This is a genomic window from Tabrizicola sp., from assembly GCF_034366665.1.
GTDB lineage: Bacteria > Pseudomonadota > Alphaproteobacteria > Rhodobacterales > Rhodobacteraceae > Tabrizicola.
Window position 1 is genome coordinate 19,309 of sequence record NZ_JAXMMF010000110.1, and the last position, 18,620, is coordinate 37,928.

At 65.7% G+C, this 18,620-nt stretch carries 14 protein-coding genes; 7 read left to right on the forward strand and 7 right to left on the reverse strand.

Annotated features, from left to right (window positions below; translation table 11 throughout):
- Positions 1-139: 139 nt before the first annotated feature.
- Genes U1E69_RS15300 through U1E69_RS15310 form a run of 3 tightly spaced genes read left to right on the forward strand, consistent with a single transcriptional unit; the run spans position 140 to position 1,841 of the window.
- Positions 140-481 (forward strand): metalloregulator ArsR/SmtB family transcription factor, encoded by a 342-nt coding sequence (locus U1E69_RS15300; protein ID WP_322245274.1) that lies wholly within the window; start codon positions 140-142, stop codon positions 479-481.
- Positions 478-954, forward strand: a complete 477-nt coding sequence (locus U1E69_RS15305) for an SRPBCC family protein (RefSeq protein ID WP_322245275.1) — start codon at positions 478-480, stop codon at positions 952-954. The genes U1E69_RS15300 and U1E69_RS15305 overlap by 4 nt, the downstream gene beginning before the upstream one ends.
- Positions 951-1,841, forward strand: a complete 891-nt coding sequence (locus tag U1E69_RS15310; protein ID WP_322245276.1) for an SRPBCC domain-containing protein — start codon at positions 951-953, stop codon at positions 1,839-1,841. The genes U1E69_RS15305 and U1E69_RS15310 overlap by 4 nt, the downstream gene beginning before the upstream one ends.
- On the opposite strand, the gene U1E69_RS15315 is transcribed toward U1E69_RS15310, so the two are convergent.
- Genes U1E69_RS15315 through U1E69_RS15330 form a run of 4 tightly spaced genes read right to left on the reverse strand, consistent with a single transcriptional unit; the run spans position 1,842 to position 7,507 of the window.
- Positions 1,842-2,423 (reverse strand): TetR/AcrR family transcriptional regulator, encoded by a 582-nt coding sequence (locus U1E69_RS15315; RefSeq protein ID WP_322245277.1) that lies wholly within the window; start codon positions 2,421-2,423, stop codon positions 1,842-1,844. It abuts the gene before it with no gap.
- On the reverse strand, positions 2,423-3,931 hold the full coding sequence (locus U1E69_RS15320) for a trimethylamine methyltransferase family protein (RefSeq protein WP_322245278.1): 1,509 nt from the start codon (positions 3,929-3,931) through the stop codon (positions 2,423-2,425). Before U1E69_RS15320 ends, U1E69_RS15315 begins: the two co-directional genes overlap by 1 nt.
- Entirely contained in the window at positions 3,931-5,955 is a 2,025-nt protein-coding gene (locus U1E69_RS15325; RefSeq protein ID WP_322245279.1) for an FAD-dependent oxidoreductase, read from the reverse strand. The genes U1E69_RS15320 and U1E69_RS15325 overlap by 1 nt, the downstream gene beginning before the upstream one ends.
- A gap of 55 nt (positions 5,956-6,010) precedes the next feature.
- Positions 6,011-7,507 (reverse strand): FAD-binding domain-containing protein, encoded by a 1,497-nt coding sequence (locus tag U1E69_RS15330; RefSeq protein WP_322245280.1) that lies wholly within the window; start codon positions 7,505-7,507, stop codon positions 6,011-6,013.
- A 114-nt stretch (positions 7,508-7,621) separates the two neighbouring features.
- On the opposite strand from U1E69_RS15330, the gene pepN reads away from it, so the two are divergent.
- Positions 7,622-10,183 carry an aminopeptidase N gene (pepN, locus tag U1E69_RS15335; protein ID WP_322245281.1) on the forward strand — a complete coding sequence of 854 codons (2,562 nt, stop codon included), beginning with the start codon at positions 7,622-7,624 and terminating at the stop codon, positions 10,181-10,183.
- Positions 10,184-10,187: 4 nt separating this feature from the next.
- On the opposite strand, the gene U1E69_RS15340 is transcribed toward pepN, so the two are convergent.
- Positions 10,188-10,781, reverse strand: coding sequence for a transglycosylase SLT domain-containing protein (locus tag U1E69_RS15340; RefSeq protein WP_322245282.1), 594 nt, complete (start codon positions 10,779-10,781; stop codon positions 10,188-10,190).
- A 170-nt stretch (positions 10,782-10,951) separates the two neighbouring features.
- On the opposite strand from U1E69_RS15340, the gene U1E69_RS15345 reads away from it, so the two are divergent.
- From U1E69_RS15345 to U1E69_RS15355, 3 genes are all read left to right on the forward strand, one after another.
- Complete coding sequence (locus tag U1E69_RS15345) at positions 10,952-12,088, forward strand: hypothetical protein (RefSeq protein ID WP_322245283.1); 1,137 nt, start codon at positions 10,952-10,954, stop codon at positions 12,086-12,088.
- 74 nt (positions 12,089-12,162) lie between these two features.
- Entirely contained in the window at positions 12,163-13,674 is a 1,512-nt protein-coding gene (gatB, locus tag U1E69_RS15350; RefSeq protein ID WP_322245284.1) for an Asp-tRNA(Asn)/Glu-tRNA(Gln) amidotransferase subunit GatB, read from the forward strand.
- Positions 13,675-13,835: 161 nt separating this feature from the next.
- Positions 13,836-14,216, forward strand: a complete 381-nt coding sequence (locus U1E69_RS15355; protein WP_322245285.1) for a DUF4177 domain-containing protein — start codon at positions 13,836-13,838, stop codon at positions 14,214-14,216.
- Here U1E69_RS15355 and U1E69_RS15360 read toward each other — a convergent pair whose 3' ends face one another.
- On the reverse strand, positions 14,217-15,317 hold the full coding sequence (locus U1E69_RS15360; RefSeq protein ID WP_322245286.1) for a pyridoxal phosphate-dependent aminotransferase: 1,101 nt from the start codon (positions 15,315-15,317) through the stop codon (positions 14,217-14,219).
- Between the two features lie 122 nt (positions 15,318-15,439).
- Positions 15,440-18,571 (reverse strand): valine--tRNA ligase, encoded by a 3,132-nt coding sequence (locus U1E69_RS15365; RefSeq protein WP_322245287.1) that lies wholly within the window; start codon positions 18,569-18,571, stop codon positions 15,440-15,442.
- Between the last annotated feature and the right edge of the window lie 49 nt (positions 18,572-18,620).

The following is an 18,620-nucleotide window of genomic DNA, read 5'->3' on the forward strand; positions in this document are numbered from 1 at the left end:
CCGGGTGACGGCAAGGAAAGCAGGGGCTCAATTTCAAGCAAGGCCGAAAATCACTTGTCTGGAAATCAAGAAAGAGAAAACTTTGCCATCTGGCTAAGTTTACCTTGCGCGACTCGGAGAAACGGATTTAGTTAGCGATATGGCTAAGCATGATCCCCACCTTGATCTTCTGTTCCACGCGCTCTCGGACCCGACCCGGCGCATGATGTTAAGCCGTCTGGCCAAAGGGCCGGCCCCGGTGACGGAACTGGCGGGGCTGTCGGGGTTTAAGCTGCCGACGATCCTGCGCCACTTGTCGGTGTTGCAAGAGGCGGGGCTGGTCGAAACCCAAAAGGACGGCCGCGTCCGGTCCTGCGCCTTCCAGCCCAAGGCCCTGCAACCGATGACCGACTGGCTGGAAGACCAGCGCAAGGTCTGGGAGGCGCGGCTGGACCGCCTGGATGATTATGTGATGAACCTGATGAAGGAGCGCGACAAATGACCCCCGATCTTGACCCCGACCTCGACCTTGTCCTGGTTCGCGAGGTGAACGCCCCGCGCGAGATTCTGTACATGTGCTGGACCACGCCCGAGCATCTGGTCCACTGGTTCGTCCCCAAACCGCACAAGGTGACGGCCTGCGAACTGGATGTCCGCCCCGGCGGCAAATGCAACACGACCTTCAACGTCGAAGGCAACGAGATGCAGAACAACGGCGTCTACCTGGAGGTGGTGCCGAACGAGAGGCTCGTCTTCACCGACGCCTACACCGAAGGTTGGAAGCCCGCGCCCGAACCCTTCATGACTGCGATCCTGACGTTCGAGGATATCGGCAACGGCCGCACCAGATACACTGCCATCGCCCGGCACCGGAACGCCGACACCGCCAAGGTGCACAAGGACATGGGCTTCTACGACGGCTGGGGCACCGTGGTGACGCAGCTTGAGGAATATGCGCAGGGGCTGAAGTCATGAGCCGGGATGCGGTGGCCGACCGCTTCGCCACGCTGACCTTTCACCGCAGTGTCGCGGCCCCTGTGGCCACGCTTTACGCCGCCTGGACCTCACCCGTGGCGCGGGCGGTCTGGGCCTCTCCGGCGCCTGCGGTGACGGTAGAGTTTCTGGAAGCGGACAGCCGGGTTGGGGGCCGCGAGGTCTCGCTTTGCAAGGTCGCGGGGCAGCCCGACATCAGGGTCGAGGCCGGATGGCTGGACCTTGTCCCCGAGGCGCGGACCGTGGGGTATGAGGTGGTCTCGCAAACGGGCCGACGGCAGTCGGCGGCCCTTGTCACTGCCGATTTCTTGGGCGACGCAAAGACGAGCCGGATCGAGGTGACCGTCCAGCTGGCCTCGCTGGCTGAGGATATGGCCGACGGCTACCGCCAGGGTTTCACCGCAGGACTGGCCAACCTTGCGGGAGTGGCCGAGCGCACGATGGTGATCCAGCGCGTGATCAAGGCCCCGGTTCCGGTGGTCTGGGGCGCCTGGATGAACGCTGACAGTCTGCCCAGGTGGTGGGGGCCGGACGGGTTCTCGTGCCGGACCAGCCGAATCGACCTGCGGGAAGGCGGCGAGTGGGTCTTCGACATGATCGGCCCCGACGGGACGGTTTACCCCAACCACCACAAGTATGGGGCGATGATCCCCGAGGCACGGCTGAGTTACACCCTGCACTGGGGCGAGAACGGTCCGAAACACGCCGACGCCTGGGCCAGTTTCGACGACATCGGCGGGGCGACCAAAGTGACGCTGGGCATGGTGATGGCGACGGCCAAGGAATATCACGACGCCAAAGGCTTTGGCGCGGTCGAGCTGGGCCTGCAGACCTTGGGCAAGCTGGCGCGGGCCGTCGGAGCGGATTGATCAGCCCAGATGCGGTGCCAGGAAGGCCCGGCAGGCCGCCTTGGCCGCCTGTGGAGACATTGCGTCGGGGTCCAGGCAATGCTGCAGGCAAAGGCCGTCGATCAGGCAGATCAATGACCTGGCAAGCGGGGGGGCATCGACGGCTTGCCCCCGCGCTTCTGCAAGCGCCGCAATCGCCTCGCTGACCTGCGCCAGATAGGCCTGGTACTGCCGCCGGTGTTCGTCCCGCAGCGCCGGAGTGTTGGCGATCTGGCCCCAGAGGGCGACCCAGGCGTTCAGCGTGTCGCGGTTGAAGGCCTTGGGCGCGAAGGTGCCCTCGATCAGCGCGTCGATCCGGGTTTCCGGGGGCAGGGCGGTCAGGTCCGGCGTCGTCTCGCGGTAAAGCCGCGCATAGACCGCCGCCAAAAGCCCCGCCATCGACCCGAAGTGGTGCAGGATCAGTCCGCGCGACACCCCTGCCGCGGCGCAGATCCGGTCCACCGTGAACTCCTGGATGCCACCCTTCGCCAGTCCCGCCAGCGCCACGTCCATCAGCTGGGCGCGGCGGTCCTCGCTGGACAGGCGGGTGAAGCGGGCCGGCATCAGTTCGTCGGCGCCCCGCCCTCGGCCTTGCGGCGGGCAACGAAGGCCTCCAGCGCCTCGCGTGTGCCGGGGTCAAGGAGTGGTTCCTCGTAGGTCGACAGCAATTCCTTCCAGATCCGGTTCGCCCGCTGCGGAGCCTCCTCCGACCCCCGCGCTTCCCATGTCGGGAAGTTGTCCCAGTTCGACAGCATCGGCGGGTGAAAGGCGGTTTCATACTGCGCCATCGTCTGCGCCGTGCCGAAGAAATGCCCGCCGACACCCGCTTCGGCGATGGCGTCCAGCGACAGGGCTTCGTCATTGACGGCGATGGGCCGGAAATAGGCCTGCATCATCCCCAGAAGTTCTGCGTCCAGGATCAGCTTTTCGAAACTGGCCGTCAGCCCGCCATGCATCCAGCCCGCCCCGTGGATCACCAGATGCGCGCCGCCCATGAGACACCCCCACAGCGACATCATCGACTCGTACGCCGCCTGCGCGTCCAGCGCATTGGCCGCCGTGGTGTTCGACGATCGGAACGGCACGCCAATCCGCCGCGCCAACTGGCCGCTCGCCTGCGCCGCCTTGGCATATTCCGGCGTCCCGAAGGCTGGCGCGCCGGTCTTCATGTCGACGTTACTGGTAAACCCCCCATACATCACCGGCACGCCCGGCCGCACGATCTGGGTCAGCGCCACGCCGAACATCGCCTCGGCATGCTGCAACACCAGCGCCCCCGCCAAGGACACCGGAGCCATCGCGCCGGCTAGCGTGAAGGGCGTCACGATCGCCACCTGCCCATGCTCGGCCAGCGCGATCAGTCCCTGGCTCATCGGGTCGTCCAGCTGGCGGGGCGAGTTGGTGTTGATCACCCCCATCATCATCGGCTGCCGCGCGAGGTCGTCCAGCGACCAGCCCATCAGGATCGCGGCCATCTCGATCCCGTCCATCGTCCGTTCGCGGCCCAAGGCGTTCAGCTGCCAGCTTTTGTCCAGAAGCGTGCATTGCGAAAGATACAGGTCCAGGTGCCGGGTCGCGGCGGGCAGGTCCATCGGCTCCAACGGCCCGCCGGATTCCTGCTGGATCACGTTCAGGCTTTGGCACAGGCGCAGGAAGTCCTGAAGGTCCTGAAGAGTGCCGTCCCGCCGCCCGCGGTCAAGGTCCATCACGTAGGCTGGACCGCCGACGCTGGCGAAGACCATGTCATTGCCGCCAAAGCGCAGGTCCTTCGCCCGGTTCCGTGCGGCGATGGTGAAGGTTCGGGGAACGGTCGCAAGCAACCCCTCGATCAGGCCGGGATCGGGGTAGACCATCTGCCCATCGACCCGCGCCCCCGCCCTGCGAAAGAGGTCAATCGCCCGACCGTTCAGCACCCGCATCCCCTGTTCGGCAAGCAGCCGCAGCGCGGCCTGGTGGATCGCCTCGACATGGTCCTCGGACAGCACCTGGATCGGATCGTAGAGGCGCGGCACCTGGCCAAAGGGCGGCTGCGGGATGGCGTTCGGGGACCGGGCCGGGCGGCGTTGGCGCATCAGAGGGTCCTCTCCGGCGCGCGTTCCCGGCGCGGGGGCAGGTCGGGCACGCCCAGCAGGCGGGCGTAGCGGTGGGCGGAATGCACCGCATCGGCGACCGAGGACGGCGCGAGGCAATCGCCGATCCTTGTGGCGGTGATCCCTTGCGCGGCAAGGTCGCCCAAAAGCGCGGTCTCGGGCAGTCGTCCCGTGCACAGGATCAATGTCGCGCAGGGCAGGGGCTTTTCCCGGCCCGTGTAGACGCAAGCCAACGTCACTGCGCCATCACCTTGCGATTTCAGCGACTTGAGCGGATGCAGCCGCACCCCAGCCTCGATCAGCCGGGCCTGCAGGAAGTCCTGCTCGTTGGTCATCACGGTCCAGGACGACGCCACGGCAGCCGTGGTCACATAGTGCACCTCGTGCCCGGCGACAGCCAGCTTTTCGGCCAGCGCCCCGGCCATGAAGTAATGCTCGTCATCGTAGATCACGACCGGGCCTTGGACCTTTGCGCCCGCAAACACATCATCTGGTGTCAGCGCCCCCGGCAGCGTCAGCGGCCGGATCGCGTAGACCCCGACCGCATCGCGCCGCCAGGTCGCCCCCGTCGCCAGCACCACATGATCCGCCCCGAACTCGGCCACATCCGCAGCCGACATCCGGCTGGCGGGGAACAGCTCCACATTCGGCAGCTTGCCGATCATGTGCAGCCGCCAGTCCCTGACGCGCAGCCAGGTCTGCAACCCGGGCAAGGTCGCCTCACGCAACAGCCGCCCGCCAAAGCTGTCGCCAGCTTCGGCCAGCGAAACCTCCAGCCCACGGCGTCCCAAGGTCAGCGCCGCCTCCAGCCCCGCAGGTCCCCCGCCGATGACTAGCGCCTTTTCGCGCTTCGGATACAAGGCGATCCGCTCGGGATGCCAGCCGCGCCGCCATTCCTCGCCCATCGTCGGGTTCTGCGTGCAGCGCAGACCCACGCCCTCGTTGTTGGCTGCCCGGCAGATGTTGCAGCCGATACATTCCCGGATCTCGTCCTCTCGCCCCTCGCGGATCTTCGCGGGCAGGAACGGATCGGCGATGGAGGGCCGCGCCGCCCCGATGAAATCCTGCACGCCCCGCCTGATCTGGGAAACCATCCGGTCGGGAGAGGTGAACCGCCCCACCGACACCACCGGCTTCGAGGTCAGCGACTTCACGAAAGCGACGTTCTCCTCCTGAAACCCTTCGCCCGAGAAACGCGCCGATCGCGAGTCATTGCCCAAGGCCCCCGCCACGTTCACGTCCCATAGGTCCGGGAGTTCCGCCAGCATCTCTATGATCTCGCGGCCTTCGCCTTCCGACGTGATCCCCTCCGGCCCGTGCAGTTCGTCCACTGCCAGCCGCACCGCCACGGCGCAGGTGTCGCCGACGGCCTCCTTCGTGTCCTCGATCATCTCGCGCAGCAGACGCACCCGGTTTTCCAATGATCCGCCATAGGCATCGCCCCGGTGGTTCGTCCGGCGCGACAGGAACTGGAATGGTAGGTAGTCGTGGCCCGCGTAGACATAGACGATGTCGAACCCCGCCCGCTTGGCCCGCAGCGCCGCATCCCGCTGCCAACCGCGAAACGCCTTGATGTCGCTGGCATCCATCGCCCGCGCCGTCGCAGGCAAGTGATACAGCGCCGGCTGCACGTCCGGCGCGATCCCCGGCACCCGCGTCATCCGGTTCGACGCATGCGCGCCGCCGTGCCACAACTCGATCCCGGCCAGCGAGCCATGCGCGTGGATCGCCTCCGCCGTCAGCGCCAGGGGCGCGATGTCGTCGTCCTCCCACAGCGTCAGGAAGGCATAGGGGCTGTCGTCCGAGCTTGGGTGGATCGAGCAATACTCGGTGCAGACCACCCCCCAGCCGCCCTCGGCCTTGACCCCGCGCAGCGCTGCCCCCGATTGCGGGCGCTGCCAGCCAAAGCCGGTGGCGTGCGGCGTCTGGTAGAAGCGGTTGGGGGCGGTGACGGGGCCAATGCGGACCGGCTCGAACAGGATGTCGTAGCGGGGATCACGCGGCATCGGGTCATCCTTGTTGAATTACCGTACAGTAAGCGCGCCCCGATTCAAGTCAAGCTTAGAAGGGCAGGGACAGCTGCGCCTGCACGGGCTTCCTGACCGGCCGCCGCCCCTCGCGGTTGCCGGACCGGCTGGCGTGGCGCTGGACGATCTGACCGGCGACCTCGGCAAATCCTGCCGACTTCCGGGCGGACCAGATCAGGTCCCGCGCCTCTCGCGCAGCGCTGGCGATGTCGATGATCGGTTCGGGATAACGGTGGCCCAGAAGCCGCCGCGCTTCGGGCCAAAGCCACGGCTCCTGAAGGAAAGCGTCGGGGACAGCGGCCAGTTCCGGCAGCCAGCGGCGGGTGAAAGCTCCGCCCGGGTCCTGGTCCAGCCCCTGCTTCACTGGGTTGTAGATGCGCGGAATGTTGATCCCCGTCGTCCCCGACTGCATCTGCACTTGCGGCCAGTGGATGCCGGGTTCGTAATCGGTGAACATCCGCGCGAGGTGCTGTCCCGTCGCCCGCCAATCCAGCCACAGGTGATAGGACGCGACCGAGATCACCATCGCCCGCATCCGGAAGTTCAGCCATCCCGTCGCCCGGACATAGCGCAGGCAAGCGTCCAGAAACGGCAACCCCGTCTCGCCCGCCGCCCAGGCCGCCAGCCGCGTGGCATCCGTCTCGCGTGGCCGAGTCACGGCGACGGGATGCAGATCGCGCAGCTCGATCGAGGGCTGGTCCTCCAGCTTCTGGATGAAGTGATCCCGCCAGGCCAGCCGCGACTGGAAACTGGACAAGGACCCGCCCCACTTGCCCCCCGGCCGCTCCGCCTGCCGAACAGACGTCGCCTGCACCACCTCGCGGATCGACAGCGTTCCCAGCGCGAAATGCGGGGACAGCCGCGAACAGGCCCGCTCGGCGGACAGGGGTGAGGACATCGCCACCCGATATGTCTCCCCCCGGCGGGTGAGGAAACTCTCGACCAGCTCAAGCCCGCGCGTCCGCCCACCAAGCTGGCGGTGCGGGCAGGGGTCCGGGGCCAGCTTCAAGGCGCGGGCTGTGGGGATCAGGCCAGGCTCCGCGCCTTCCACTGACTGCAAAGCGGGGACCGGCAGCACGGGCTGGGCCATGAACCCATCCCGACTGGCCGCCCAGATGTCCCGCGTCGGCAAGCGGCGCACCACACCGGACTGCGGGACCTCGGTCCATGCGATCCCAGCCCCTCGCGCCCAGGTCGCCACCCGCCGGTCGCGGGCATAGGTCCACAGGGTCCCCGTCTCTTCATGGCTGACGATCCGGGTGATCCAGTGCCGCCGACACAAGCCTTCCAGCACCGTGACCGCGTCGCCCACCCGCACGACAAGGGGCGCGCCGATCCCGGCCAAGGCCTCGCGCAGGTCGGCCAGGCTTTCCGCAACGGCCTCCCACTGCCGGGCCGAGGCGTCCGCTTGAGCCCACAGCTCCGGCTCGACCACATAGACCGGCAGAACCGACCCAAGACCGGCGGCCAGGGTCAGCGCGGGATGGTCATGGACCCGCAGGTCGCGCTTCAGCCAGACGAGAACATTCATGGAACATAGATGTAGTCACCCGCGCAGATTCGTAAAGCGGCAAAAGACTGTTACCGGCCTGCCCCTTGCGCCGCGCGCCATTCCCCGTAGCTTCTGTTCCAAATGGAGCGCCCAATGACCGAGCAGAAGACCGTCTACCTGGCCGACTACCAGCCCTACACCCACCTCGTCGACAGCGTGGACCTCACCTTCCGTCTTGCTCCCTCGGCGACGCGGGTGTCGGCGCGGCTGAGCCTCCGGCCGAACCCCGAGCGCCCCGGTCGCAACGACCTGCGGCTGGATGGCGAGGGGCTGACGCTGGTGTCCTGCGCGGTGGATGGCAAGGCGGTCACGCCGACTGTCGAGCCTGACGCCCTGACCCTTGCCGCAAAGGACCTGCCTGACGGCCCCTTCACGCTGGAAACCGAAGTCGAGATCGCGCCCGAGGCGAACACCGCCCTGGAAGGCCTGTACATGTCGAAGGGCATGTACTGCACCCAGTGCGAGGCGGAAGGTTTCCGCAAGATCACCTATTACCCCGACCGCCCCGACGTGATGAGCCGCTTCAAGGTGCGCATCGAATCCGATCTGCCGATCCTCCTCTCCAACGGCAACCCCACCGCGCAGGGGCCGGGCTTTGCCGAATGGGACGACCCCTGGCCCAAACCCGCCTACCTTTTCGCCCTTGTCGCAGGCGACCTTCGCGCCCATTCCGCCAAGTTCACCACCGCCTCGGAACGCCCGGTGGACCTCAACATCTGGGTACGCCCGGGGGATGAGGACCGCTGCGCCTATGCGATGGACAGCCTGATCCGGTCTATGCGCTGGGACGAACAGGTTTACGGCCGCGAATACGACCTTGATGTCTTCAACATCGTCGCCGTCGACGACTTCAACATGGGCGCGATGGAGAACAAGGGGCTGAACATCTTCAACTCCCGCTATGTCCTGGCCAGCCCCGAAACCGCGACCGACGACGATTATTACCGGATCGAGGCGATCATCGCCCACGAATACTTCCACAACTGGACCGGCAACCGCATCACCTGCCGTGACTGGTTCCAGCTGTGCCTGAAGGAAGGCCTGACCGTCTTCCGCGACCACCAGTTTTCCGGCGACATGCGATCGGCCGCGGTGCGCCGGATCGAGGATGTGGTGACGCTCCGCTCCCGCCAGTTTCGTGAGGATGACGGCCCGCTGGCCCACCCGGTGCGCCCCGAAAGCTTTATCGAGATCAACAACTTCTACACCGCCACCGTCTACGAGAAGGGGGCCGAGGTCATCGGGATGCTGAAATCCCTGGTCGGCGACGGGGCCTACAAGCGCGCGCTTGACCTATACTTCGACCGCCACGACGGCGACGCGGCCACCATCGAGGATTGGCTGAAGGTGTTCGAGGACACCACCGACCGTGATCTGTCCCAGTTCAAGCTCTGGTACTCCCAGGCTGGCACGCCCCGGCTGAAGGTTGATGAGGCCTGGGACGACGGCGTCTACACACTGACCTTTGCCCAAGCGAACCCGCCGACCCCCGGCCAGCCGGAAAAGCAGCCGAAGGTGATCCCGATCAAGGTCGCACTTCTGAACCCCAACGGCGACGAGGTTGTGCCGACGATCATGCTGGAGATGACCCGCGAAAAGCAGTCCTTCCGCTTCGAGGGGCTGGCGGCGAAGCCCGTCCCGTCGATCCTGCGCGGCTTTTCCGCCCCGGTGGTGCTTGACCGCAAGCCCGCGCCGGGGGAACGCGCCTTCCTGCTGGCCCACGACACCGACCCTTTCAACAAATGGGAGGCGGGCCGGGCGCTGGCCAAGGAAGTGATGTCCGAGATCGCGCTGAAAGGCACACCGGTCCGGTCGGACTGGCTGGACGCTCTGGCCGCCGTCACCTTCGACGATACGCTCGACCCCGCCTTCCGTGCCCTTTGCCTGCGCCTGCCGGGCGAAGACGATATCGCCCAGACCATCCATGCGATGGGCCGCATCCCGGACCCCGCCAAGATTCACGCGGCCCGGCGTGAAATGGCTGGCGCATTGGCGATCCGGTTGGGCGACGGATTGTCCAGGCTTTACAAGGATCTGGATGACAACGCGCCTTTCTCGCCCTCGGCCTCACAGGCGGGGCGTCGGGCGCTGAAGGTCGCAGCGCTTCAGCTTCTGACCCGGCGGGATGGAGGCAAACTCGCGGCCTCGGCCTTTGCCCGCGCCCGCAGCATGACCGAGGAGATCGGCGCCCTGGCCGCCCTGCTGGAGGTGCATCAGGGCCAAGCGGAACTTACCAGCTTTGCGGCCCGCTGGGGGCGCGATGCCAACGTCATGGACAAATGGTACGCGCTGCAGATCACGACGGCGGAACCGGGCGACGCTGCGGCGCTGGCCGACCGACTGATCCAGACCCCCGGCTTTGACTGGAAGAACCCCAACCGCTTCCGTACCGTGATCGGGGCGCTTGCGGCCAACCATGCGGCCTTCCACCATCGGTCGGGCGCGGGCTACAGGCTGGTTGCCGACTGGCTGCTGAAACTTGATCCCCTGAACCCGCAGACCGCTGCCCGCGTCTCGACCGCGTTCGAAACCTGGCCGCGCTATGACGCAAGCCGCCGCAAGCGCGCGAAAAAGGAACTGGAGCGGATGCTGGCCGCCCCGGACCTGTCAGGCGACCTGCGCGAGATGGTGGAACGGATGCTGGCCGCGGGTTAAAGCCTTACGAGGCCTGGCAATAGGGCTGCTGGCTGGTCCATGCCGCCATCGCCGACCGCTTCTCGTTGGACCGCAAGGGGGCCCAGTCGCGCCCGATGCCACGGTTGCCACCGCCGGCCACAAGACCGTCCTTGGCGACCTGTTCCGACATGATCTCGACGGCGCATTCCAGGTTGGCCTCGCCATCCTTCAGCGCGCCGACCGAGGTCGCCTCGCAGCCGTAGTTCGCCGCCGACCGGGGCGAGATCTGCATCAGCCCGATCCAGCGCCCACCGCCGCCGGACGCCCGTTCGTTCCAGGTGCTTTCATACTTGGCGACCGCCGACAAAAGCCCCGCCCAGAAGGCGCGACGCTCTTCGACCGAGGCATCCTGATAGCCGGGGCACCAGGTTTCGATGTCGGCAGGGACACGCTCGGACAAGAGCTGATCCTTGCTTGACAGCGCCGTCAGCGTTGATTCGGTCCATTCCTCGCCCTCGGGATGATGATCCCACTGCATCGGAGGCGCCACGAAAGAGATCGCCTCCTCGGGTTTGGTCTGGACACAGGCAACCAGCGAAGCGGTTGCACACACACCGAAAATCACACGCAGCAGCATGAGTAAGTCACCTGAAGATCACCGCATTTCCATTTTTCCGCCCTGATCCGCGGTCACTCTTGACACTGGATCGGGCGCAACCAGCCCGGAGGGGCGAGTCGATGTTAGTTACACCGTCACTGTTGCATGTGAAAACCCGGACCGGCCGCAGTCAGCAAGAAGACGCCGCTTTGCTGCGTCTGCAGGCAGGAACGGCTGTCGACATGCTGGATGGCCTCACGGCCGATCAGGTCCTTGGCCGGGTCGATGTTCCGGTCATGCGCGCCGGCCCTGAAAAGACCGAATGGCAGTGCGTCCGCGACGACCATGCCGCGATGGCTGCGGCCGGCGAATGGACTGATCTGTTGGAAGCCCTGCGCTACACCGATCAGGAGCGGGTCATGGCGTCTGGCGGCCGCCGGGTGGCCCCCCTGATCAGCGAAGGCATGCGCTCGGGTCTGACCAGTGCGATCGCGCGGGCGGACTGGACCTCGGCCGGGGCTGAACTTGCCCTGCTGGAAGACGTCTACGACCGCAACTCCGAGGATTACTGCGCCGCTCAGGTGCTGGCCCAGGCCCATGTCGACCTTGCCAATGCCAAGCGCAACCCGACCGCGGCCCAGCTGTCCCGCGACGCCTGGGCCGAGGCTGCTGCGCATTACGCCGCGGCCGAGGATCTGGTGACCCTCTTTGATCCCATCGAAGAGATGTCGCCCCTGCTCGCCGCCACCCGTTACGCGCTGGTGCCCGGGATCGAAGACGGCGGCGCGGTCTGCCGCGAATGGTACGAAGATTGGGTCGATCTTGATCCCGAAGACGCCGAGGTCCATGCCGCCCACGCGGTGAACATGCTGCCCGGCTGGTACGGCTCGCTCTCCGCGTTCGAGCGTGAGGCCCGCCGTGCTGTGCGCATGACCGAAGGTGTCACCGGCAAGGCGGCCTATGCGGTCTTTCACATCGCGGCGGTCGAGGCTTTTGGCGACCTGTCGCCGACGCTGGATCACGAATATTTCTTCGAGGCGCTGGGCGACTACCAGTCGGCCACCGGCTGCCAGGTCCGCGCGAACGTCGCCGCGCACCTTCTGGCTGACATGGCGATGGGGTTTCGCAAGGCGGGCCCGACGGCTGCCTGGCACCTGACCAAGACGCGGGCGGCCCTTTCGGACGTGCTTTGGAACCGCCTGCGCGAAATCCAGCTGGATTGCTGGCAGTCGGGCAACCAGACGCTGGCCTTCGCGATGGCCGAAGTCTTCGGTCCCGCGCTGAAACGCGGCGCCCGCATCGTCCGGCGCGGCGATGGGCTTGGCACTCTGGTCCGGCGGACCTGATCGGCCAGCCTCACCCTCTTGCCCTGACGGTCCTTGCGGCCTAAACCCGGCCTCAAGACCACTCGGAGGCTTCCATGCTCGACCTGACCTACACCGCGCCCGTGCCCCGCGTGATCGCCGGGGCCAAGCACGATTGGGAACTTGTCATCGGGATGGAAATCCATGCCCAGGTCTCGTCCAACGCCAAGCTCTTCTCCGGCGCTTCGACCACCTTCGGGGCCGAGCCGAACTCCAACGTCGCCTTCGTCGATGCCGCGATGCCCGGAATGCTGCCGGTCATCAACGAATTCTGCGTCGAACAGGCGGTCCGAACCGGGCTGGGGCTGAAAGCGCAGATCAATCTGGTCTCGGCTTTCGACCGCAAGAACTATTTCTACCCCGACCTGCCGCAGGGCTATCAGATCAGCCAGCTTTACCACCCCATCGTGGGCGAGGGCGAAGTGCTGGTGGAAATGGCTCCCGGCGTCGCGCGTCTGGTCCGGATCGAGCGTATCCACCTGGAGCAGGACGCGGGCAAGTCGATCCACGACATGGACCCGACCCTGTCCTTCGTCGACTTCAACCGGACGGGTGTGGCGCTGATGGAGATCGTCTCACGTCCCGACATCCGGGGACCCGAGGAAGCCGCAGCCTACGTCACGAAACTGCGCCAGATCCTGCGCTACCTCGGCACCTGCGACGGCAACATGCAGAACGGGAACCTCCGCGCCGACGTGAACGTCAGCGTCTGCCGCCCCGGCCAGTATGAAAAATACCAGGCCACGCAGGACTTCAGCCACCTCGGCACGCGCTGCGAAATCAAGAACATGAACTCGATGCGGTTCATCCAGCTTGCCATCGACTACGAGGCCCGCCGCCAGATTGCCATCCTGGAAGACGGCGGCAAGGTGGTGCAGGAAACCCGGCTCTACGATCCCGACAAGAACGAAACCCGCTCGATGCGGTCCAAGGAAGAAGCGCATGATTACCGCTACTTCCCCGACCCCGACCTCCTGCCTTTGGAGATCGAGCAGGCCTGGGTCGACGACATCCACGCCAGGATGCCCGAGCTTCCGGATGCCAAGAAGGCCCGCTTCATGGCCGACTACGGCCTGACCGACTACGACGCCAACGTCCTGACGGCCGAACTTGATAGCGGCCGCTACTTCGACGATGTCGCCAAGGGCCGCGACGGCAAGATGGCCGCGAACTGGGTCATCAACGAACTTTTCGGCCGCCTGAAGAAGGAAAGCCACGACATCACCGCAAGCCCGGTCTCGGCTGCGCAACTGGGCGGGATCATTGACCTGATCGCGGCTGGCACGATCAGCGGCAAGATGGCCAAGGACCTGTTCGAAATCGTCTACACCGAAGGCGGCGACCCGGCAGCGATTGCCGAGGCGCGGGGGATGAAGCAGGTCACCGACACAGGCGCGATCGAGAAGGCCGTGGACGAGATCATCGCCGCCAACCCCGAGCAGGTGGAAAAAGCCAAGGCCAATCCGAAACTTGCGGGCTGGTTCACCGGCCAGGTCATCAAGGCCTCGGGCGGCAAGGCCAACCCTGCGACCGTCAACGCGCTGGTCGCGCAGAAACTCGGGTTGTAAGCCGCGGGCCAAGACTTTTCGAAAAGTCTTGCAAGATCCTTTGAAGGATTTTGACCCCGACTGTCGCCTGGCAGGCACGGTTCTGCCGGGAAAAATCTTGGTGATTTGCGCTATGCGCCGGAATCTCCTATCACTTCCGCGATCAGTGCGGGAGCGACCCGATGCAGCGTTTTGAGTTCAAAGTCATTCCGGCCCCCAAGCGGGGTGAAAAGGCGCGTGGGGTGAAGACCACCGAGGACCGCTTTGCCCTGGCCCTGACCACCCTGATGAACGAACTCGGGGCCGAAGGCTGGGACTATGTCCGTGCCGATTCGCTTCCGTGCGAGGAACGGACCGGTTTCACCGGCACCAAGACCACCTTCCAGAACGTGCTGGTCTTCCGCCGGGCCGTTGAGATGAGTGCGATGGAAACGCTGCAAGCGTCGCGCCTTCTTTTGCAACAGCCGATGCCGGCCACTCCGCGCCTTGGCCCGGCCGAGGCTCCCACGCCGGGCAATGCGCCTGCGGTCGGCCCGGCGAAACCGGACCTCGCGGCCGAGTGATCAGCCCGCCGCTTTCAGCGCAAGCGGCAAGGTTTCCTCAAGAATATCAAGCGTCTGATCGTCACCCAGACTGATGCGGATGCAGCGGTCCAGGGGGGCGACCCCCGGCATCCGGATGAAGACTCCGTGGCGTCCCAACTCGGCCAAGACCTTGCGCGCATGGTCGCCGTCGCGGCCGCAATCGATGGTGACGAAGTTGGTGGCCGAGGGCAGGGGTGTCAGCCCGCAGGTCCGGGCGATGGCCGACAGCCGCCCGCGCGCCGCAACCGTCCGGCTCTGCACGCCTTGCAGCCAGTCCTGATCCTGCAGCGCCGCCAATGCTCCGGCCTGCGAAATCCGGCTGATCCCGAAATGGTCGCGCACCTTGTCGAAGGCCAGCGCCAGATCGGGATTGGTGATCGCATAGCCAACCCGCGCGCCGGCCAGCCCGTAGCCCTTGGAGAACGTCCGCATCCGGATGACCTGCGGATGATTGGCCGCGATGGTCGGCACCGTGCCCTCGGGCGCAAGATCGGCATAGGCCTCGTCCAGGATCAGAAGCGTCTCATGGGGCAGGTTTGCCACCATGTCCTCAATCACCCGCGCAGGGTGGTGGCTGCCCATCGGGTTGTCCGGGTTCGCGAGGTAGATCAGTTTCGCGCCGAAGGTTCGGGCGGCGGCAAGAAGGGCCTCGGGGTCCTCATGGTCGCCCCTGTAGGGGACGCGGGTCAGCATCCCGCCGTAGCCTGCGACGTGGAAATTGAAGGTCGGATAGGCACCGAGGCTTGTCACCACTGGCGTCCCCGGTTCAAGGACCAGACGGCAGATCAGGCCAAGAAGACCGTCGATCCCTGGACCGACGGCGACATGGGCGGGCGTCACGCCGTGGTGGGCGGCAAGCGCCTGCTTCAGATCGTGGTTCTCCGGGTCGCCGTACATCCAGGCCCCGCTCGCGGCCTCTTGCATCGCGGTGATCGCGTGGGGGGACGGGCCGAAGAGGCTTTCATTCGCGCCAAGTCGGGCGCGGAACGGGATGCCGGTCCGCCGTTCCAGCGCCTCGGGGCCGGTGAAGGGGACGGTGGAGGGCAGGGCGGCGGCGTGGGGGGTCAGAAAGCGGCTCATGGCCTGCAGGCTGACACGGGGCGGGGGGCCGCGCAAGGGGGCTGTCCACGCAGGACAGGGGAAGGGGGCCAAGCCTTTTCAAGGGCTTGGCCGTGGGCCTTCACGATGCCCTAACCACGTGGTCAGCCGAGGTCGGCCAGCCGCCGCAGCGCTTCCTGCATCTTCGCGGCCTCGTCCTGCCGAGCCTCCAGGTTCGACTGCGCTTCCATCACCACATCCTCGGGCGCGGACTTGACGAAGTTCGGGTTGTCGAGACGGCCTTTCAGCCCGCCGATCTCTTTCATCAGCTTGTCCAGACCCTTCTGCAGGCGGGATTTCTCCTCGGCGATGTCGATCAGCCCTTCCAGCGGGATCGCGAAAGCCGCGCCCTCGGCCGCCACGGCGATGGAGCCTTTCGGGGCCGCGCCGTCCGTCACCTGGTCGATACGGGCCAGGCGCTTGATGAGGGTCTCGTTCCGGGCGAAAGCCTGGCGGGCCTCATCCGTCAGGCTGGTCGCCACAAGGTCCGCCTTCAGCCCCACCGGGACATGCACCTGCGCGCGGGCACTGCGGATGTCGTCAATGAGCGTGGTGACGAAAGTCATCTCGCGTTCCGCGTCGCGGTCGATCAGGCTGGCGGGAAGCTCTGGCCAGTCGGTGTGGACGAGGAGTTTTGCGCGCTTGCCGGTAGTCCCCCACAGCTCTTCGGTGATGAAGGGCATGAAGGGGTGGAGGAGGATCATCGACTGATCCAGCACCCAGGCCATCGTCTGGCGGGTTTCCCCGGCGTCGGGGCCGTCGAACAGGGGTTTGGCGAATTCCACATACCAGTCGCAGACCTTGCCCCAGACGAATTTGTAGAGGGCATCCGCCGCCTGGTCGAAGCGGTAGTTCTCCAGCGCCTCGTCGACCTCGGCCAGAGTCTTCGCGGTTTCGCCGATGATCCACTTGTTCGCGGTGGCCTTCGGGCTGGGGGCCGGGCCGGTCGCGTGACCCTCCCAGACCCCGTTCATCTCGGCAAAGCGGCCGGCGTTCCACAGCTTGGTGCCAAAGTTCCGGTAGCCCGCGATGCGCTGGGTATCCAGCTTCAGCACGCCGCCAAGCGAGGCCATCGCGGCATTGGCGAACCGCAGCGCATCGGCGCCGTATTCGTCGATGATCTCCAACGGGTCGATGACGTTGCCCAAGGACTTCGACATCTTCTTGCCCTTGGCGTCGCGGACGAGGCCGTGCAGGTAGACGGTGTGGACCGGAATGTCGTTCACCACGGCCAGCTGCATCATCATCATCCGGGCGACCCAGAAGAACAGGATATCCTGCCCGGTGACGAGGACCGAGGTGGGGAAGTATTTCTTGAGTTCCGGCGTTGGTTCCGGCCAGCCGAGCGTGCCGATGGGCCAGAGGCCGGAGGAGAACCAGGTGTCGAGGACGTCGGGGTCGCGCCCGATCTTGATGTATCGCTTGGAAGGGCTGAGCTTGTAGTGCCGCCGATTGTCGATGCTGTCCCGCATGTGGAGGCCGAGCAGCGCCATCATTTCACGACGCTCGTCGTCCGCTAAGTTGCGATCCCGCTCTTCATCGAACTCTTCGATTTGATCGACCCAATCGACCTGTGAGTAATACTCACGAGCCATTTCTTGCGCTTCTGGGAAGCTACTTGCGCAAAAGAACTTAGATTCGCCGAGAGAAGGCTTGCCGTTCTCGTCGAGGCTCGGCCCATACCAAACCGGAATCTGATGCCCCCACCAAAGCTGGCGGCTGATGCACCAGGGTTCGATGTTTTCCAGCCAGTGGTAATAGGTCTTCTCGCCCGAGGGCGGGATGATCTTGGTCCGGCCCGTCCGCACTGCCTCCAGCGCGGGTTCGACGATCAAGCCAGTGTCGACGAACCACTGGTCGGTCAGCATCGGCTCGATCACCACCTTCGACCGGTCGCCGAAGGGCTGCATGATCGGTTTTGACTCGACGTAAGGCACCAGTTCCAGGTGCTCGGCCCCGGTTTCCTTGTCGACGGATTTCTTGAGCGTGGTGACGGCGAGCCCCTCGGACGTGATCGCCTCGACCACGCGCTTGCGGGCCTCATACCGGTCCAGCCCGCGCAACTCGTCGGGGACGAGGTTCAGGGCGTCGATCTCGGATTCCGACAGGGTGAAGGGCTGCTCGGCGATGCCGGGGGTGGCGTAGCCCTTGGCGACCAGCCAGGCGCGGGACATGCGGCCGGCGATCTCTGCCGCCTCGGCATAGGGCACCCCATCCGCCCGCATCTGGGCGCGGGTGTCCAACAGGCGGTAGCACGGGATATCGCCGCGCTTGGCGACGGCGTAGTCGTTGAAGTCATGCGCGCCGGTGATCTTGACGGCACCGGAGCCGAAATTGGGATCGGGGTATTCGTCGGTGATGATCGGGATCAGACGGCGATGCTCGGCAGGCCCCACCGGAATTTCGCAAAGTTTCCCGACGATTGGGGCATAACGTTCATCCGATGGATGAACTGCGACGGCCCCATCCCCAAGCATCGTCTCAGGCCGGGTGGTCGCAATCGAAATGTAATCCCGCGTCTCGCGCAGGGTCACGCGGCCTTCGGCATCCTTCTCGACGTATTCGTAGGTCTCCCCTCCGGCCAAAGGATACTTGAAGTGCCACATATGGCCGGGGACTTCGGTGTTCTCGACCTCAAGGTCGGAAATCGCGGTCTCGAAATGCGGGTCCCAGTTCACCAGCCGCTTGCCGCGGTAGATGAGGCCCTTGTTGTACATGTCCACGAAGACCTTGATCACCGCGTCGTGGAAGTTGCCTTCCTCGCCCGCGGGAGCGCCCGGAGCGCCGGACATGGTGAACGCCTCACGGTCCCAGTCGCACGATGCCCCCAGCCGCTCCAGCTGGCCCCGGATGTTCCCGCGCGACTTCTGCTTTTGCTGCCAGACGCGTGCCAGGAATTTCTCGCGCCCCATGTCGCGGCGCGAGGGTTCGCCGTTCTTGGCCATCTCGCGTTCCGTCACCATCTGGGTCGCAATGCCCGCATGGTCTGTTCCCGGCTGCCACAAGGTGTCGTCGCCCTGCATCCGGTGCCAGCGCGTCAGGATGTCCTGCAGCGTGTTGTTGAACGCGTGGCCCATGTGAAGCGCACCGGTGACGTTCGGCGGCGGGATCATGACGGAGAAGGCGGGACGTCCGGGCTTGGCATTGGCGCCCGCGCGGAAGGCCTTGGCGTCGAGCCAGAGCTTCGAAATCCGGGCTTCGGCCTCGGCGGCGTTGAAGGTCTTTTCCATCGGCATGAGCGTTCCCCTTGTCCGCGCGGGTTCTAGCGTGACCCGCGCAGAAGGG

Coding starts and splice junctions, on each gene's coding strand:
- U1E69_RS15325 (WP_322245279.1), bottom strand. CDS start 5,955: ATGCCGCGTGATCCCCGCTACGACATCCTGTTCGAGCCGGTCCGCATT.
- gatB (WP_322245284.1), top strand. CDS start 12,163: ATGCTCGACCTGACCTACACCGCGCCCGTGCCCCGCGTGATCGCCGGG.
- pepN (WP_322245281.1), top strand. CDS start 7,622: ATGACCGAGCAGAAGACCGTCTACCTGGCCGACTACCAGCCCTACACC.
- U1E69_RS15310 (WP_322245276.1), top strand. CDS start 951: ATGAGCCGGGATGCGGTGGCCGACCGCTTCGCCACGCTGACCTTTCAC.
- U1E69_RS15365 (WP_322245287.1), bottom strand. CDS start 18,571: ATGCCGATGGAAAAGACCTTCAACGCCGCCGAGGCCGAAGCCCGGATT.
- U1E69_RS15305 (WP_322245275.1), top strand. CDS start 478: ATGACCCCCGATCTTGACCCCGACCTCGACCTTGTCCTGGTTCGCGAG.
- U1E69_RS15330 (WP_322245280.1), bottom strand. CDS start 7,507: ATGAATGTTCTCGTCTGGCTGAAGCGCGACCTGCGGGTCCATGACCAT.
- U1E69_RS15300 (WP_322245274.1), top strand. CDS start 140: ATGGCTAAGCATGATCCCCACCTTGATCTTCTGTTCCACGCGCTCTCG.
- U1E69_RS15355 (WP_322245285.1), top strand. CDS start 13,836: ATGCAGCGTTTTGAGTTCAAAGTCATTCCGGCCCCCAAGCGGGGTGAA.
- U1E69_RS15360 (WP_322245286.1), bottom strand. CDS start 15,317: ATGAGCCGCTTTCTGACCCCCCACGCCGCCGCCCTGCCCTCCACCGTC.
- U1E69_RS15340 (WP_322245282.1), bottom strand. CDS start 10,781: ATGCTGCTGCGTGTGATTTTCGGTGTGTGTGCAACCGCTTCGCTGGTT.
- U1E69_RS15320 (WP_322245278.1), bottom strand. CDS start 3,931: ATGCGCCAACGCCGCCCGGCCCGGTCCCCGAACGCCATCCCGCAGCCG.
- U1E69_RS15315 (WP_322245277.1), bottom strand. CDS start 2,423: ATGCCGGCCCGCTTCACCCGCCTGTCCAGCGAGGACCGCCGCGCCCAG.